We start from the raw sequence: 16877 nt of genomic DNA on the forward strand, positions 1-16877 counted from the left end.
AAACAAGCAACAGAATAATAATGAAACAAGGGAAAATTTATATGAAAGCATGGCTGGATCTTCATGGCCGTGCAAAGGTGTTGGCGACGGATCACTGGTATCTTGAATTTGCCAATCTTTTATTGCCTGTCGTCAGCGAATCTTATTTATATAAGTCGGAGACACAGGAAAGCCAGAATCAGGTAACTCTGATGCTAACTCTTTATCTGGAAGACTGTGTGACGGACGGAGGCAACTGGCGCCAGTTCATCCGTTGGCATAAAAGGAATTACGGACGTTACCTGCCGTTTTATGAATTGTCGGAAGGTTATCTCACCGACGAGATCAATAAAGAGGATATCGCTTTCTTGCTGTGGGGAATTAATTCGCCGGTAGGCGATGACTTTGACGGTGTGGAGAATCCCTTGGATGCGGACTTGCTGGAGTTTGCCGATGTGATCTATGCGCAGTTGGAAGATGTTTTCGAGAAAGCGCCTATCAGCGACGGACTTGCCGGAGACTGGCTGATGGAATCGGAGCTGATGGAGAAGCAGCGGACTGCTTTGCCTGTTGCCTCGCCGGGCGATCAGTTGCCCGTGAATGTGGAACGCTTTCTGAAAGCGAGTGGTGGCGAGCCGTTGATGTTCTTCGATTCGTATGAGGCTTTGAAACTGTTCTTTGTGCAGGCCCTGCAATGGGAGGACGAGGAAGATGCTCTGTTGCCCGACTTGAAGGAGTTTTCGGATTTCGTGATGTACGCTAATCCGAAAGGTTTGCTGATAGGTCCGGACGTAGCCCGCTACTTTGCCGACAAACGGAATCCGCTGTATAATGCGGAAATGGCTGAGGAAGAAGCGTACGAACTTTTCTGCGAGGAAGGGCTGTGCCCGTTCGATCTGCTGAAGTACGGCATGGAACATGACCTGCTGCCGGAAGCGCAATTCCCTTTCGAGAACGGGAAAGAGCTGCTGCACGAAAACTGGGACTTTATTGCCCGCTGGTTTTTGGGCGAGTATTACGAAGGAGAATGATACTTTGTTAAGTTATGCCAATCAAAAAAAGTAACAATCCGTTCGCCGGAAAGGCGAAGCCTGCTGCCGGAAAAAAGAAAGGGACGGGGAAACGGATAGGTAAGTCAAAGGTGGAGAAGGCTAATAATCAGTTGAATAGGAGAGTGAAATAAGCCTTTGGAGACTGCGCCCTTTCTACCTGTCAGGCTACGCCGTTTTATGTAGGCAGGCTACGCCGTTTTAGGATGCTGGTTTACGCCGTTTCTCCAAGGTAAAAGGGTGCGAGCAAGAAAACAATGCTGCGTCTCTTTAAAGTTGGAATGAAATATCATTACTATTTGTGCCTAATGATAAGTCGGAGAACAGTCTCTTGAATTGAAATAAAAATCGGTAAGCGATGAAAAAATAAATGTGCTATCTCTGATAAACACAAATTTTCATCGCTTACCGTTTTTTACTTATCCTTTTCGGACTGCTTGATTTATTCTTCTCCGATAGCGCTTTTATCACTTTTCCGGAAAGCCGTTACTCCGAAAGAACCTTTATTCTTCGGCAGCTTCTTCCATCGCTTTCCGTTCTTTTTTCTTATTGATAAATCCGATTTTCAGATTGGCGTCTTCCTGTTCTTTCTTGATTTGCTGCATGGCGGAAAGGATTTTCGACAGTTCGTAAACGCCTGCTACTGCCTGTCGGTCGGTCGGACTCATCGTCGTTGTGTATCTACGGTCGCCGATAAATTCCACACGGATATTCTTGTCCTTGTTGAGGTTCAGAAATTCGATCACGTTACCGTCTTCTCCCAATTTGTAATCGGCTTTTTCTATTTTCTCGTTCATATCCGATGTTTCGTAGCTGTCCTTCGAAGTCGGAGTTTCGGCAAAACTGCCGTCGGGAGTCATCACTTTGACGCCTACATGATGGATATTGCCGGCTCCGCAATAAATGGAAGTCATGCTCATAATTCCCTGCTCGCTCACTTGGAAGCGAAGGAAGGAACGATGGAGATTCTTCTCGATGGCTTGTGTAGGCCATATGTAGTTACCCACTTGCTGATATTCGGCATCTTTCTCCAGGGTGTACTTGCCTTTGATGGCGTCAAACGCTGCTTGCTTTGCCTGGAGAGCACTGTCCAGAAAGGCCAGAATCTCTTGTTGAGCCTTGAGTTCCACATCCAGCATCAATTCCTGACCGGCTTTGCGGGCCTCGAATGCTTTGGGATACAAAATCTTGATACTGTCGATTTGTGTCTTTGCTTCTTCGTAGTCGCCACGTTCGTAGGCAGCACGGGCAATCGTCAGTTTTTCATTGGCTTTTTTCTCGATGCCGTTTCCGCAGGCTGTCAGTGCCAGCGTGCCGCAAAAGAAGATAATCAGTTTTTTCATCATACCATTTACATTTTACTATTAGACGATTTGCGATGGAGATGGGACGTGCAGTGTTCACGACTTACCGCCAACTGTTCGTTACTTGCGGTTTGCCGTTCGTGTTACTTGCCGTTTACCGTTCCTCGCCCGTTCATCGTTTACTTTATAGCGACAAAAATACAAATATATCCCTTATTTTTGTAATTTTGCCCCCTCAAAACTTGTATTGGCAATAAGTGTTTGATGATTATGGACCGCCCGACCGGTGTTTTCATCAACTATTTAACTGTCTGTTGCCAGTCGTTAAGCATTAAAAAGATGATAGAGTTGACTCAAGAGGAACTGAAACAGTATTTTAGCGAACCGATCTTCGGACACATTGCCGAAACCGCTGACGCACTCGGACTGGAGTGTTACGTGGTAGGCGGTTACGTTCGTGATATTTTTCTGCAACGTCCCTCCAAAGATATAGATGTAGTAGTAGTAGGCAGCGGGATCGCAATGGCGGAAGCACTTGGAAAACGCTTGGGGCGTGGTGCGCACGTCTCTGTTTTCAAGAATTTCGGTACGGCACAAGTGAAATATAATGGTACGGAAGTCGAATTTGTAGGTGCCCGCAAAGAATCCTATCAACGGGATTCACGGAAGCCCATCGTGGAAGACGGAACATTGGAGGACGATCAGAACCGCCGTGACTTTACTATTAACGCGATGGCTGTCTGCCTGAACAAAGCACGCTTTGGCGAACTGGTTGACCCGTTTGGCGGCATGGCGGACATGAAGGAAAAGACCATCCGCACACCCCTCGATCCGGATATCACGTTCAGTGACGACCCGCTGCGCATGATGCGTTGCATTCGCTTTGCCACGCAACTGAATTTTTATATCGATGACGATACGTTCGAATCGCTCTGCCGTAACAAAGACCGGATTGAAATCATATCCCGTGAACGGATTGCGGATGAGCTGAACAAGATCATTCTTTCGCCTATCCCTTCAAAAGGTTTTGTAGAACTGGAACGAAGCGGACTGCTTCCGTTGATTTTTCCGGAACTGGCTGCCTTGCAGGGAGTAGAAACACGAAACGGACGGTCGCACAAGGATAACTTTTACCATACGCTGGAAGTGCTGGACAATATCAGCAAAAAGACGGATAATCTCTGGTTGCGTTGGGCAGCTTTGCTGCACGATATCGCCAAGCCTGCAACGAAACGTTGGGAGCCTAAAGCGGGCTGGACGTTCCATAATCATAATTTTATCGGTGAGAAGATGATTCCGAATATTTTCCGGAAGATGAAGTTGCCGATGAATGAGAAGATGAAGTATGTGCAGAAAATGGTCAGCTTGCACATGCGTCCCATTGTGATAGCGGATGATGTAGTGACAGATTCTGCCGTACGCCGTCTGCTTTTTGAGGCGGGGGATGATATCGACGACTTGATGACACTTTGCGAAGCGGACATCACTTCGAAAAACATGGAGCGCAAGCAGCGTTTCCTGAATAACTTCCAGCTGGTTCGCCAAAAGTTGAAAGACCTTGAAGAAAAAGACCGTGTCCGTAATTTCCAGCCTCCGGTGAGTGGAGAAGAGATCATGGAAACTTTCGGCTTACAGCCCTGTCGTGAAGTCGGTGCTTTGAAAAGTGCGATAAAGGATGCTATTCTGGATGGAGTTATCCCCAATGAGTATGAGGCAGCCCATGCTTTTATGCTGGAACGGGCGGCGAAGATGGGACTGAAGCCTGTAAAATAGCTTTTCTTGTTCAAATTGGGGGTGCCCCCAAAGTCGGTAGTATCTCTATTCTCCTCCTTCGGGAAGGAGGAGTGGTCGCAGACCGAGGTGGTAGGAGAAATAATGTTTGTTCCTATTTCTTTGTAAATGATAGGGTTATGTATTCACCTACCACCTCCCCCCTACGGGTACTCCTCCTTCCCGAAGGAGGAGATTCGAGATACTATTGACTTTTTAGTCAGTCCCTTATGACAATTCTATAATTTCTTCGTTGCAGTTAGTCAGTTTCTCAACTCCTTCGTTTGTCACTACCCAAGAGTTTTCGATACCTACAGGGCCTACACCGGGAAGAACGATTTTCGGTTCGAGAGCAAAGACCATGCCCGGTTCCAGTTCCTGTTTGATGCGCGGAGCAAGTACAGGCGCTTCGTTGATTTCAAGTCCGATGCCGTGACCGATGAACTTGGCTTGCTGTCCCATTCCCATGAACTTATCGGCAAAACCTGCCTGGGTAACCATTTCGATTGCAGTGTTATACAACATTTCGCAAGGAATGCCGGGTCTGGCGATCGAAGCGATCTTTTCCTGAATATCCAGACAAACCTGATGAGCGGTATATGCTTCTTCCGACAATTTGCCGATAGAGAACACACGGCTCATATCGCCCATATATCCGTTGAAGTTGCCTCCCAGATCGACCATAACACTTTGTCCTTCTTTCAGCGGAGTCTTGTCAGCGCCTCCGGGCAAGGCAGGATCGAGTCCGCGACCCCCTAAAGCAAAATCGTAGGGAGAAGGATAACCGGCATTATCTCCGGTCAGCACACTTCCCATGAAGATTTCCATGCTGCGGCCAAACACGCGGAAGATGCCGAGGCAACCTTGAAGACGCATCAGACGTTCGATTTCTATCGAGAACTCGATATCTGTCATTCCAGGGTAATATGCGAACGGAATCTGTTCGTATGCCTTGGCATGCGCCATGCCCGAACGACGGAACATTTCGATTTCGATAGCTGTCTTCACGCTGCGTGCCTGACGGATCAGCGGTGTCCCGTTCACGACTTCAGCGTCCGGGAACAAACCTGCCAGACGAACATATTCGGTATAAGGAAGTTCGTCGCCTTCCAGCATCAGTTTAGTGGGCAAAGGCAGACCTTTTTCTTTCAGAATATCGACGATCTGTTCCGGCTTGCGGATGGGGAACGAGTGTTCGCCTGTGATATTGTTGGGCCGCTTGAAAAACAGCAGTGCCGGTGAATGAAGAGGGAGATAAAGATAGCCGCTGACTACACAGCCATAGGTGTAGATTAAATTTGCATTACAAGTAATGAGGGCGGCATCAATGCCCTGTGACACCATCAGACTGCGAATCTTGTCGCGGCGGAGTTTTAATTCGGGTTGTAGCATTTTTTATTGTTATTACTGTATAATGCTACAAAGATAATTAATTCCATTGAAGAAAATAATGTTAATCTCAAAAAAATAGCGCTACCCGCGTCCTGTCACAGGAGGCGAGCAGCGCAAACCACAAATACAAATACAACTAAACAAAGTCTCTTTTAAATAACGCCTTGTCCCATCATAGCGTGAGCTACTTTCATGAATCCGGCAATGTTAGCTCCCTTCACATAATTGATATATCCGTCGGGTTCTGTACCGTATTTCACGCATTGTGCATGGATACCGTGCATGATGGCGTGGAGTTTTTCGTCCACTTCAGCAGCGCTCCAGCTCAGGTGCATGGCGTTCTGAGACATTTCCAGCCCGGAAGTGGCAACACCACCGGCATTGACTGCCTTACCCGGAGCATACATTATTTTCTTTTCGATAAATAAGTCGATTGCTTCCGGCGTACATCCCATGTTGGAAATTTCTCCAATGCAAAGAACGTTATTTTTTATGAGATTTTGTGCATCTTCTCCATTTAATTCGTTCTGAGTAGCGCAAGGAAGTGCAATATCTGCTTTTACTTCCCACGGACGCTTGCCTTCTACGAAGGTTGCACCCGGATATTTTTCGGCGTAAGGAGCAACGATGTCATTGCCCGAAGCCCGAAGTTCGAGCATATAATCTATCTTTTCTCCGCTGATGCCGTCCGGATCGTAGATATATCCATCTGGTCCGGAGATCGTAATTACTTTGGCACCCAATTCGGTCGCCTTGGTGGCAGCGCCCCAAGCTACGTTACCGAAGCCGGAGATAGCGACTGTCTTGCCTTTGATATCTATATTTTTTGCCTGCAACATCTGATAAACGAAGTACAAACCGCCGAAGCCGGTAGCTTCCGGACGAATCAGCGAACCGCCGAACTCCAGTCCTTTTCCGGTAAAGGTTCCCGTAAATTCGCGGGTCAGCTTCTTGTACATACCGAACATATAACCTACTTCGCGTCCGCCTACACCGATATCACCGGCAGGTACATCCATGTCCGGTCCCAGATGGCGCCACAATTCAAGCATAAACGCCTGACAGAAACGCATGATTTCAGCATCGCTCTTGCCACGGGGCGAGAAGTCCGAACCGCCTTTGCCGCCACCCATCGGAAGGGTAGTCAGTGCATTCTTGAATGTCTGCTCGAAGCCGAGGAATTTCAAAATGGAGAGGTTGACGGAAGCATGGAAACGGATACCGCCTTTGTACGGACCGATTGCATTGTTGAACTGTACACGATAACCGAGATTGGTCTGAACTTCCCCTTTATCGTCTACCCAAGTGACACGGAAAGTGAAGATACGATCAGGTTCTACCAGTCTTTCTATGATCTTGGCCTTTTCAAATTCGGGATGCTGATTGTATATATCTTCGATCGAAAGAAGAACTTCTTTTACTGCTTGAAGATACTCTAATTCACCGGGGTGCTTTGCCTCCAAAGAGGACATGATTTTCTGGATGTTCATGATATCATATTTTAAAAGGTTATTCTGATAAAATGTAAACTGCTCACACTGCAAATATAGGAAAATTTTTCAAATGTGATTGATTTTATGGTGATATTTTGATTAAATAATGATAAAATGATAGTGATAGGTAATAAGTAATAGGTAATAAGTAATAAGTAATAAGCTGCGCTGTAAACCGCATGGTTATTACTTGTTACCTATTACTTATTACCTATTATAAACTTTATAAAGAAGATGATAGCAAATGAGATTTAAAAAATTAACTTTGCAGGGTAAACGTCAAGTAGACTGTACTATGAATCATTTCATTATGGAATAAAAAATAGAAAGAGACTATGCTCAGCAAGTATAAATTAAACCAGCTTTACTTCAAAGATACGCAATTCGCCAATTTGATGACACGGCGGATTTTCAATGTTCTGTTGATTGCCAACCCGTATGACGCTTTCATGCTGGAAGATGACGGACGCATTGACGAAAAAATATTTAATGAATATACATCCTTGTCACTTCGTTATCCTCCTCGTTTCTCACAGGTTTCTACGGAAGAGGAAGCATTGACGCAGTTGGAGAATATGTCATTCGATCTGGTGATCTGTATGCCGAGTACGGGAGACAATGACAGTTTTGATATCGGGCGGCACATCAAAGAGAAATACGAACATATTCCGATCGTTATCCTGACTCCTTTCAGTCACGGTATTACGAAGCGGATTATCAACGAAGACCTGAGCGCATTTGAATACGTATTCTGCTGGCTGGGCAATACCGACCTGTTGGTTTCTATTATCAAACTGATGGAAGATAAGATGAACCTCGAACATGATGTGCAGGAAGTAGGCGTGCAGATGATACTTTTGGTGGAAGACGGCATCCGGTTCTATTCTTCCATTCTTCCCAACCTGTATAAATTCGTGTTGAAGCAGAGCCAGGAATTTTCTACCGAAGCTCTGAATGCGCACCAGCGCACGCTTCGTATGCGTGGGCGTCCTAAAATCGTTTTGGCGCGTACGTATCAGGAAGCGATGGAAATCTATCGCAAATACCAGAATAATATATTAGGAGTCATTACCGACGTCCGTTTCCCGAAAGTGGAACGGGGCGAGAAAGACGGTCTGGCAGGTATCAAGCTTTGTGCCGCCATACGCAAGAACGATCCGTTCGTACCGTTGATTATCCAGTCCTCCGAATCGGAAAACTCTTCGTATGCCGCCAAATACGGTGCCAGCTTTATCGATAAGAATTCTAAAAAGATGGACGTTGACCTGCGGCGCATCGTTTCCGATAACTTCGGGTTCGGTGACTTTGTGTTCCGCAATCCGGAGACCGGAGAAGAGATTGCCCGTGTGCGGAACCTGAAAGAGCTGCAGAATATCCTGTTTGCCGTGCCTGCCGAGTCCTTCTTGTATCATATCAGCCGGAATCACGTTTCGCGCTGGCTCTATTCGCGTGCCATGTTTCCGGTAGCCGAGTTTCTGAAGCCGATCACGTGGACCAGTCTTCAGGACGTAGATGCACACCGCCGGATTATCTTCGAGGCGATCGTGAAGTACCGGAAGATGAAAAATCAGGGAGTGGTTGCCGTCTTCAAACGTGACCGTTTCGACCGTTACTCCAACTTTGCCCGTATCGGCGACGGTTCGCTGGGAGGAAAAGGCCGTGGCCTTGCCTTCATTGATAATATGGTGAAGCGTTATCCCGAATTTGAAGAGTTCGAAAATGCACGGGTGGCAATTCCTAAGACAGTGGTACTGTGTACCGATGTCTTCGACGAGTTTATGGAGACCAATAATCTTTATCAAATCGCTCTATCGGATGCCGACGATGATACGATTCTACGATATTTCCTGAAGGCGAAACTGCCCGACCGGTTGGTAGAGGACTTCTTCACCTTCTTCGATGTGGTGAAATCCCCGATTGCCATCCGTTCATCTTCTTTGTTAGAAGATTCTCATTATCAGCCGTTTGCCGGAATATACAATACGTATATGATTCCTTATTTGGACGACCGTTACGAAATGCTCCGTATGCTTTCCGATGCGATCAAAGGAGTCTATGCGTCGGTTTACTTCAGAGACAGTAAAGCGTATATGCAGGCTACATCGAACGTGATCGACCAGGAAAAGATGGCAGTCATCTTGCAGGAAGTTGTGGGAAATCAATACGGAGACCGTTACTACCCGTCTATGTCCGGCGTGGCACGTTCGCTCAATTATTATCCCTTGGGAGATGAAAAAGCCGAAGAAGGCACGGTGAACCTGGCTCTTGGATTAGGAAAATATATTGTAGACGGAGGTATGACGCTCCGTTTCTCTCCTTATCACCCGAATCAAGTGTTGCAAACCAGTGAAATGGAAATAGCCCTGAAAGAAACACAGACCCGTTTCTACGCATTGGACTTGAAAAACGCAGGGCATGATTTCTCTATCGACGACGGCTTTAACCTGTTGAAACTTCATGTGAAGGAAGCCGAAAGTGACGGTTCGTTACGCTATATCGCTTCTACTTACGATCCGTATGATCAAGTGATCCGTGACGGTTTGTATCCCGGTGGACGCAAGGTAATCACGTTTGCCAATATCCTTCAACACGATGTATTCCCGCTGGCACGCATCCTGCAACTGGTTTTGAAGTACGGTGAACAGGAAATGCGGCGCCCGGTGGAGATTGAGTTTGCCGCGACCTTGAGCCGTGAACAAGATAAGACGGGTACATTCTACCTGTTGCAAATCCGCCCGATTGTGGACAGCAAAGAAATGCTGGACGAAGACTTGACGCTGATACCGGATGAAGACGTGGTGCTCCGTTCCAATAACTCATTGGGGCATGGCGTCATGAACGAAATTTATGATATCGTCTACGTCAAGACGGATGGATACAGTGCTTCGAACAATCAGGCCATTGCCTGGGAAATAGAGAAAATGAACCTGCAATTCCTCAATGCAGGAAGGAATTATGTGCTCGTAGGTCCGGGACGTTGGGGCAGCAGTGATACATGGCTGGGCATTCCGGTGAAGTGGCCGCATATCTCCGCCGCCCGTGTGATAGTGGAGGCCGGTCTGACCAATTATCGTGTAGACCCGAGTCAGGGAACTCACTTCTTCCAGAACCTCACTTCGTTCGGCGTAGGCTATTTTACGATCAATGCCTTTATGAATGACGGAGTCTACAATCAGGATTTCCTCAATGCCCAACCTGCGGTGGAAGAAACGAAATTCCTGCGTCATGTCCGCTTTGAAAAGCCGATGGTAGTCAAGATGGATGGTAAGAAGAAGCTCGGCGTTGTTCTGATGCCGGGGATTGACTGATCTCTTTCCGGTTGATAAATAAATGAAACAAAAAAGTTCTGCTCTCATTGGAAAAGCAGAACTTTTTTTTAAATAGTCCCGTTGGTTTTAAAGGAACGGGGTCTTGGTTTAAAACCAACGGCCTGTTTCTTTAAAACCAACGGGGCGTTCCTTTTAAAGGAATAAAAAGGAATTTATTCTGCTGATATACAGTTGGTTACTGTTCTGCCGAAAAAAAGAGCATAAATCCGTCGGGAAATATGCTCTTTCTTTTACAAATGATTGGTTGTTCTTTTATTCTTTCAATGCTTCTTGCAGATCAATGCCCAATGCTTTGGCGACTCCGGCACCGTATGCGGGATCTGCTTTGTAGCAGTTGCGGGTGTGACGCTGTTTGATGAATAATTCGGAGTCTCCCATAGCACGTGCCGTGTTTTCAAACAGAAGTTGCTGTTCGTCCGCCGGCATCAAGCGGAACAGATCTCCCGGCTGGCTGTAGTAATCATCATCATATTCGCGTTCATTATAATTGTATATTTCTCCGTTGCCGGATGCTTTGAGAGGCGGTTCTTTCATGTGAGGAGAGTCTTTCCATTCTCCGTAACTGTTGGGTTCGTAGCCTTTGGTTGCACCGTAGTTGCCGTCTACGCGCATAGCTCCGTCACGGTGGTAAGCATGGAACGGGCAACGGGGTTTATTCACCGGAATTTGTTCGGCGTTCACTCCGAGGCGATAACGCTGTGCGTCGCCGTAAGAGAACAGACGTCCCTGTAACATCTTGTCCGGTGAGAATCCGATGCCGTCTACGGTATTGATCGGGTTGAAAGCAGCTTGTTCTACTTCTGCGAAATAGTTTTCCGGATTACGGTTCAGTTCAAGGATTCCGACGTCTTGTAGCGGGAAATCTTTGTGCGGCCATACTTTGGTCAGGTCGAACGGATTGATGCGGTAATGGTCCGCTTCCTCTTCCGTCATTAACTGAATCTGGAATAACCATTTTGGGTAATCTCCCTTTTCGATGCTTTCAAAAAGGTCGCGTTGATGAGATTCGCGGTCTTTGGCGATGATCGCTTCCGCTTCCTGATCTGTCAGGTTTTTGATTCCCTGCAAGGTGCGCAGGTGGAATTTCACCCAGATACGCTGGTTGTCCGCATTGATAAAACTATAGGTGTGGCTTCCGAATCCGTGCATGTGGCGATAGGAATAGGGAATGCCGCGAGGGCTCATAGTGATTGTCACCTGATGAAGCGCTTCGGGCAGAAGTGTCCAGAAGTCCCAGTTGCTGTTAGGGCTGCGCATGTTCGTTTTCGGGTCGCGCTTGATGGCATGATTCAAATCCGGAAATTTAAGAGGATCACGTAAGAAAAAGACAGGAGTGTTGTTTCCGACTAAATCCCAGTTGCCCTCTTCGGTGTAGAATTTCATGGCAAAACCGCGGATATCACGTTCGGCATCTGCCGCCCCACGCTCTCCGGCTACGGTAGAGAAACGGACGAAACATTCAGTTTGCTTTCCGACTTCGCTGAAAATAGCTGCACGGGTGTACTTCGTAATGTCATGAGTGACGGTGAATGTGCCGTAAGCTCCCGAACCTTTGGCATGCATACGTCTTTCCGGAATCACTTCACGATCAAAATGAGCAAGCTTTTCAATAAGCCATGGGTCTTGTAACATGACAGGTCCGCGTTGACCTGCGGTTTGCGAATTCTGATTGTCGGCAATGGGACGACCGTTCGCGGCAGTTAGTTTTTTTTCTTCCATAAAATAGATGTTAGTCGGAGGCGAAGTTTAAATAAACCGAAGTCTTTTTTACTCTTCTGTCCGGGTTTATAATATGTAACAAAGATAGACCGATTTTGCTTGCTTGTCAAACTGATAATTTCTATCTAAAGATAGAGAATAACTATGAACAATCTTTAAAACCTCCGGTATTTTTTATTTCAAGTACATCTTTCACCCGGGTCATGTACTTCTTTTACCTTTTTCTTCTACATCATTTGCCAGAATGAAGTACTTCCTGTCACTCACTCTTTTACATGTTTGCCTGCACTCTTTTACTTGTTTTTCACCACTGCGGTACAATATAAAAAAAAACTCCCGTCCTTCCTTTCGGAAGGCGGGAGCCTTTATCTTAAAAATGACTATAGCTTTCTTATATCTTGCTGATTATACGATACCCTGAGCCATCATAGCTTTGGCAACCTTCATGAATCCGGCTACGTTAGCACCTTTCACATAGTTTACATATCCGTCGGCTTCAGTACCATACTGAACGCAGGCTTCGTGGATATTCTTCATGATGCTCTTCAGCTTTTCGTCTACTTCTTCAGCGCTCCAACTCAACTTGATGGAGTTCTGAGTCATTTCAAGACCTGATACTGATACACCACCCGCATTAGCTGCTTTACCCGGAGCGTACAGAATCTTAGCGTCCTGGAATACTTTGATAGCTTCCGGAGTAGAAGGCATGTTTGCTCCCTCAGATACAGCTATACAGCCGTTTGCTACCAACTGACGGGCGTGGTCGCCGTTCAATTCGTTCTGAGTGGCAGAAGGCAGTGCGATATCGCATTTTTCACCCCAAGGTTTAGCTCCTTCTACATATTTGCAACCATATTTCTCTGCGTATTCGCGGATACGGCCACGGTAGAGGTTCTTCAGTTCCATGATGTAATCCAGCTTTTCGCGGTCGATACCGTCCGGATCGTAGATGTAACCGTCAGAGTCGGAGCAAGTAACTACTTTACCACCCAGTTCGATTACTTTTTCGATTGTATATTGAGCTACGTTACCCGAACCGGAAACAAGACAAGTTTTGCCTTTCAGGTCAGTACCTTTGGTTTTCAGCATTTCCATCAGGAAGTAGATGTTACCGTAACCGGTAGCTTCCGGACGAATCAGTGAACCACCGAATTCGCGGCCTTTACCAGTGAATGTGCCGGTAAATTCGTGAGCCAGCTTCTTGTACATACCGAACATGAAACCTACTTCGCGGCCACCTACACCGATATCACCTGCAGGTACGTCAGTTTCGGGACCGATGTGACGCCACAGTTCCAGCATGAATGCCTGTACGAAACGCATTACTTCAGCGTTTGACTTACCACGTGGAGAGAAGTCGGAACCACCCTTACCACCACCCATAGGCAGCGTAGTCAGTGAGTTTTTGAATGTCTGCTCAAAGGCAAGGAATTTCAGGATGGAAAGGTTTACAGATGCGTGGAAACGGATACCGCCTTTGTACGGGCCGATAGCGTTGTTGTGCTGAACACGGTAACCCATGTTTGTCTGAATATTACCTTTGTCGTCCATCCAAGTTACACGGAACTGAAATACTCTATCAGGAATACACAAGCGTTCGATTAAGTTTGCTTTGTCAAACTCCGGGTGTTTGTTGTATTCTTCTTCAATAGTAGAAAGTACTTCTTCTACTGCCTGATGATACTCCGGTTCGTTGGGGAACCGTCTTTTCAGATCGTCTAATACCTTTGCTGCATTCATAATCTTTTTTTCTTTTATTGGTTGATTAAATTTCGATTACCTATTTCTTTTATGCGGTTGCAAAAGTAAAGATAAAAATTGAACTAGCAAACATTTTATAAAGAAAAATGCAATAAAACATCAAATTTGATATTTTATTGCATTAAAAATCAGAAAAAAGATATTTATTTATTCTTTTTCATCGACTTATAGACAGGAATAAAGACTAATGCTGCCGAAATGACAAGCATTACTATCGTCATACCGTCAATACGTTCGGCTTTTGTGAGAACTAAATAGCAAAGCGCCAGCCAAAGCAGGCTGACGCAAACTATTTGTGATTTTGATAACGGCCTTCTCATCGGCTTTCGTTTTCTTCTTCACTACGATGGCGTCGATCACGGCTACGGCTGTGATGTTCACGATGTCGCGGACAGAACTTTCAAAGTCAGTGAAATGGATAGGCTTGTTCAGTCCCATCTGGATAGGGCCGATGAATTCCGTATCAGGGTCCATTGCCTGCAGCAGTTTGTATCCTGCGTTGGCGGAGCTCAGGTTCGGGAAGATCAGCGTATTCACGTCTTTACCTTTCAGGCGGGTGAACGGATACTTGGCGTCACGCAGTTCGCGGTTCATGGCAAAGTTCACCTGCATTTCACCGTCGATGGCGAGTTCCGGATATTCCTTCTGCATATAGTTCACTGCTCCGTGCACTTTGACAGGGCTGCCGGAGGTATCGGCACCGAAGTTGGAGTACGACAGCATCGAGATGACCGGTGTATGGTTGAAGAAACGGACTGTCTTGTCAGCCAGTTTGGCGATGTCAATCAGAGTTTCCGTATCCGGATGACGGTTGATCAGCGTATCTGCCAGGAAGTAAGTACCCTTCTTCGAATTAAGAATGTGCATTGTTCCGAAATGGTTGAATCCGGGCTGGATGCCGATCACTTCTTTGGCAACTTTGATGGTGTTGCTGTATCTGGTGTAGAGTCCGGTGATAAATGCGTCTGCATCTCCGGTTTCTACCATCATCATACCGAAGTAGTTGCGTTCGAACATCTTGTCGTTGGCTTCTTCGTATGTAAAGCCTTCGCGGGCACGTTTTTCGGCAAGGATGCGTGAGTAGCGTTCGCGGCGTTCCGACTCGTCCGGATGGCGGAGATTGACGATTTCGATGCCTTCCAGGCTCAGGTCGAGTTCTTCCGCCAGTTTGCCGATTGCTTCGTCGTTTCCTAATAAGATAGGATGGCAGATGCCTTCGGCTTTTGCTTCGACGGCGGCTTTCAGCATGTTGGGATGGATGCCTTCGGCAAATACGACACGTTGCGGGTTGCGGCGGGCGGTGTCATAAAGCTGGCGGGTCAGTTTGGATTCGTATCCCATCAGTTCGCGCAGATGCACGCAGTAAGCGTCCCAGTCTTTGATTTCCGTGCGTGCCACTCCGCTTTCCATGGCTGCTTTGGCTACGGCACAGGAAACTTCGGTGATGAGGCGCGGGTCTACCGGTTTCGGGATGAAGTATTCCGGACCGAAAGAGAGGTTGTTGACGTGGTATGCTGTGTTCACTACATCAGGTACAGGCTGTTTTGCCAGATTGGCGATAGCGTGTACTGCTGCGATTTTCATTTCTTCGTTGATCGCTTTGGCCTGTGTATCGAGTGCGCCGCGGAAGATGTACGGGAAGCCGATTACGTTGTTGATCTGGTTCGGATAGTCGGAACGTCCGGTTGCCATCAGTACGTCGGGGCGGGCGCTCATTGCATCTTCGTAAGAGATTTCCGGTGTCGGGTTTGCCAGTGCGAATACGATCGGCATGGGAGCCATGCTGCGCACCATGTCCTGACTCAGTACGTTACCTTTGGACAAGCCGAGGAATACATCGGCGCCTTTGATCGCTTCTTCCAGTGTGTGGATATCCGTGCGGTCGGTGGCAAAATATCTCTTCTGTTCGTTGAGGTCGGTACGTGTCTTGCTGATAACGCCTTTGCTGTCCAGCATGACGATATTTTCGAGGCGTGCCCCCAGTGATACATATAATTTGGTACAGGATACGGCAGATGCTCCGGCACCGTTTACGACGATTTTCACATCCTCTATTTTCTTTCCGGCCACTTGCAGGGCATTTACCAGTCCGGCGCTGGAGATGATAGCGGTTCCGTGCTGATCGTCGTGCATCACAGGGATGTCAAGTTCTTCTTTCAGACGGCGTTCGATTTCGAAACATTCGGGAGCTTTGATGTCTTCCAGATTGATACCGCCGAAAGTAGGAGCGATTGCTTTTACGGCAGCGATGAATTTCTCCGGGTCTTTCTCGTCCACTTCGATATCGAACACGTCGATTCCTGCGTAGATTTTGAAAAGCAGACCTTTGCCTTCCATCACCGGTTTGCCGCTCAGTGCGCCTATGTCACCCAGTCCGAGTACGGCTGTACCGTTAGAAATAACAGCTACCAGGTTGCCTTTGGCTGTGTATTTGTAAGCGTCCTGCGGATTCTTCTCTATTTCGAGGCAAGGCTCTGCCACGCCGGGAGAGTATGCAAGTGATAAATCAGTTTGTGTACTGTAAGGTTTGGTAGGAACTACCTCGATCTTACCGGGTTTGCCCTGTGAATGGTAGAGCAAAGCGGCTTCTTTGGTTATTTTAGCCATGGTATTGGTATTTTTATTAATAAGTTATCATTTGGCTGCAAATGTAGGAATAAAAGTTATACATTGTTGTCTTTAGATGATAATTTCTATTAATTTTATAGCAAAATGACTGATTTTGCACAAACTTATGGTTGCTATCCGGGTCTCTGTACTCCTTAATGTATAATGGTTATTTCTTTTTTCTGATTGCTATATAACATATCTGTTTTGATATTCTCTGGGCGACATTCCTTCATGCCGTTTGAAATATCTTCCTAAATACGACTGGTCCGGGAAACCGAGCCGGTCGGCTATATCCTGCATTGTCAGCTCCGTAGACTGAAGCAGTACTTTGATCTCTAGAATGGCGAAATCATCAATGATCTTTTTGGCAGAATCTCCGGTCACACTGCGGCAGATGCCTGTCAGGTATTTGGTCGAAATACAAAGTTCGTTGGCGTAGAAGTTAACTTCCCGTTGTGAAATGCAGTTTTC

10 protein-coding genes and 1 pseudogene are annotated in these 16877 nt (G+C 46.7%); 4 read left to right on the forward strand and 7 right to left on the reverse strand.

Features of this window, described 5'->3' with window-relative positions:
• The first annotated feature begins 20 nt into the window (after positions 1–20).
• Together HMPREF9007_RS15735 and HMPREF9007_RS27100 are read left to right on the forward strand one after the other, a co-directional pair.
• A complete protein-coding gene (locus HMPREF9007_RS15735; RefSeq protein ID WP_008761131.1) occupies positions 21–1010 on the forward strand; it encodes a DUF3843 family protein in 990 nt (329 codons plus the stop codon).
• Between the two features lie 14 nt (positions 1011–1024).
• A complete protein-coding gene (locus HMPREF9007_RS27100) occupies positions 1025–1162 on the forward strand; it encodes a hypothetical protein (protein ID WP_008766350.1) in 138 nt (45 codons plus the stop codon).
• 369 nt (positions 1163–1531) lie between these two features.
• Here HMPREF9007_RS27100 and HMPREF9007_RS27105 read toward each other — a convergent pair whose 3' ends face one another.
• A complete protein-coding gene (locus HMPREF9007_RS27105) occupies positions 1532–2371 on the reverse strand; it encodes a hypothetical protein (protein ID WP_008761132.1) in 840 nt (279 codons plus the stop codon).
• 300 nt (positions 2372–2671) lie between these two features.
• Between HMPREF9007_RS27105 and HMPREF9007_RS15725 the strand changes: the two genes are divergently transcribed.
• Entirely contained in the window at positions 2672–4105 is a 1434-nt protein-coding gene (locus tag HMPREF9007_RS15725) for an HD domain-containing protein (protein WP_008761133.1), read from the forward strand.
• 225 nt (positions 4106–4330) lie between these two features.
• On the opposite strand, the gene HMPREF9007_RS15720 is transcribed toward HMPREF9007_RS15725, so the two are convergent.
• Both HMPREF9007_RS15720 and gdhA read right to left on the reverse strand, forming a co-directional pair.
• Positions 4331–5494, reverse strand: a complete 1164-nt coding sequence (locus HMPREF9007_RS15720; RefSeq protein ID WP_008761134.1) for a Xaa-Pro peptidase family protein — start codon at positions 5492–5494, stop codon at positions 4331–4333.
• Between the two features lie 152 nt (positions 5495–5646).
• On the reverse strand, positions 5647–6984 hold the full coding sequence (gene gdhA, locus HMPREF9007_RS15715; RefSeq protein WP_008761135.1) for an NADP-specific glutamate dehydrogenase: 1338 nt from the start codon (positions 6982–6984) through the stop codon (positions 5647–5649).
• Between the two features lie 338 nt (positions 6985–7322).
• Here gdhA and HMPREF9007_RS15710 point away from each other — a divergent pair, with 338 nt between their 5' ends.
• On the forward strand, positions 7323–10295 hold the full coding sequence (locus HMPREF9007_RS15710) for a PEP/pyruvate-binding domain-containing protein (protein WP_008761136.1): 2973 nt from the start codon (positions 7323–7325) through the stop codon (positions 10293–10295).
• A gap of 273 nt (positions 10296–10568) precedes the next feature.
• Here the strand turns inward: HMPREF9007_RS15710 and HMPREF9007_RS15705 are convergent, their stop codons facing one another.
• The 4 genes and pseudogenes from HMPREF9007_RS15705 to HMPREF9007_RS15695 form a co-directional block, all read right to left on the reverse strand.
• Entirely contained in the window at positions 10569–12035 is a 1467-nt protein-coding gene (locus HMPREF9007_RS15705) for a catalase (protein ID WP_008761137.1), read from the reverse strand.
• A gap of 405 nt (positions 12036–12440) precedes the next feature.
• Entirely contained in the window at positions 12441–13775 is a 1335-nt protein-coding gene (locus HMPREF9007_RS15700) for an NADP-specific glutamate dehydrogenase (RefSeq protein ID WP_008761138.1), read from the reverse strand.
• Positions 13776–14126: 351 nt separating this feature from the next.
• Positions 14127–16403, reverse strand: a pseudogene (locus HMPREF9007_RS0124855) (NADP-dependent malic enzyme); the annotation flags it as partial.
• A gap of 189 nt (positions 16404–16592) precedes the next feature.
• Positions 16593–16877, reverse strand: a 285-nt coding sequence (locus tag HMPREF9007_RS15695) for a helix-turn-helix domain-containing protein (RefSeq protein ID WP_008761140.1), incomplete at its 5' end; no start/stop codon positions are given.

Source organism: Bacteroides sp. 1_1_14 (assembly GCF_000162515.1).
GTDB lineage: Bacteria > Bacteroidota > Bacteroidia > Bacteroidales > Bacteroidaceae > Bacteroides > Bacteroides thetaiotaomicron.

Bases quoted from the DNA above. Each gene is read 5' to 3' on its own strand.
- HMPREF9007_RS15735 (WP_008761131.1), top strand. From the start codon at position 21: ATGAAACAAGGGAAAATTTATATGAAAGCATGGCTGGATCTTCATGGC.
- HMPREF9007_RS27100 (WP_008766350.1), top strand. From the start codon at position 1,025: ATGCCAATCAAAAAAAGTAACAATCCGTTCGCCGGAAAGGCGAAGCCT.
- HMPREF9007_RS27105 (WP_008761132.1), bottom strand. From the start codon at position 2,371: ATGAAAAAACTGATTATCTTCTTTTGCGGCACGCTGGCACTGACAGCC.
- HMPREF9007_RS15725 (WP_008761133.1), top strand. From the start codon at position 2,672: ATGATAGAGTTGACTCAAGAGGAACTGAAACAGTATTTTAGCGAACCG.
- HMPREF9007_RS15720 (WP_008761134.1), bottom strand. From the start codon at position 5,494: ATGCTACAACCCGAATTAAAACTCCGCCGCGACAAGATTCGCAGTCTG.
- gdhA (WP_008761135.1), bottom strand. From the start codon at position 6,984: ATGAACATCCAGAAAATCATGTCCTCTTTGGAGGCAAAGCACCCCGGT.
- HMPREF9007_RS15710 (WP_008761136.1), top strand. From the start codon at position 7,323: ATGCTCAGCAAGTATAAATTAAACCAGCTTTACTTCAAAGATACGCAA.
- HMPREF9007_RS15705 (WP_008761137.1), bottom strand. From the start codon at position 12,035: ATGGAAGAAAAAAAACTAACTGCCGCGAACGGTCGTCCCATTGCCGAC.
- HMPREF9007_RS15700 (WP_008761138.1), bottom strand. From the start codon at position 13,775: ATGAATGCAGCAAAGGTATTAGACGATCTGAAAAGACGGTTCCCCAAC.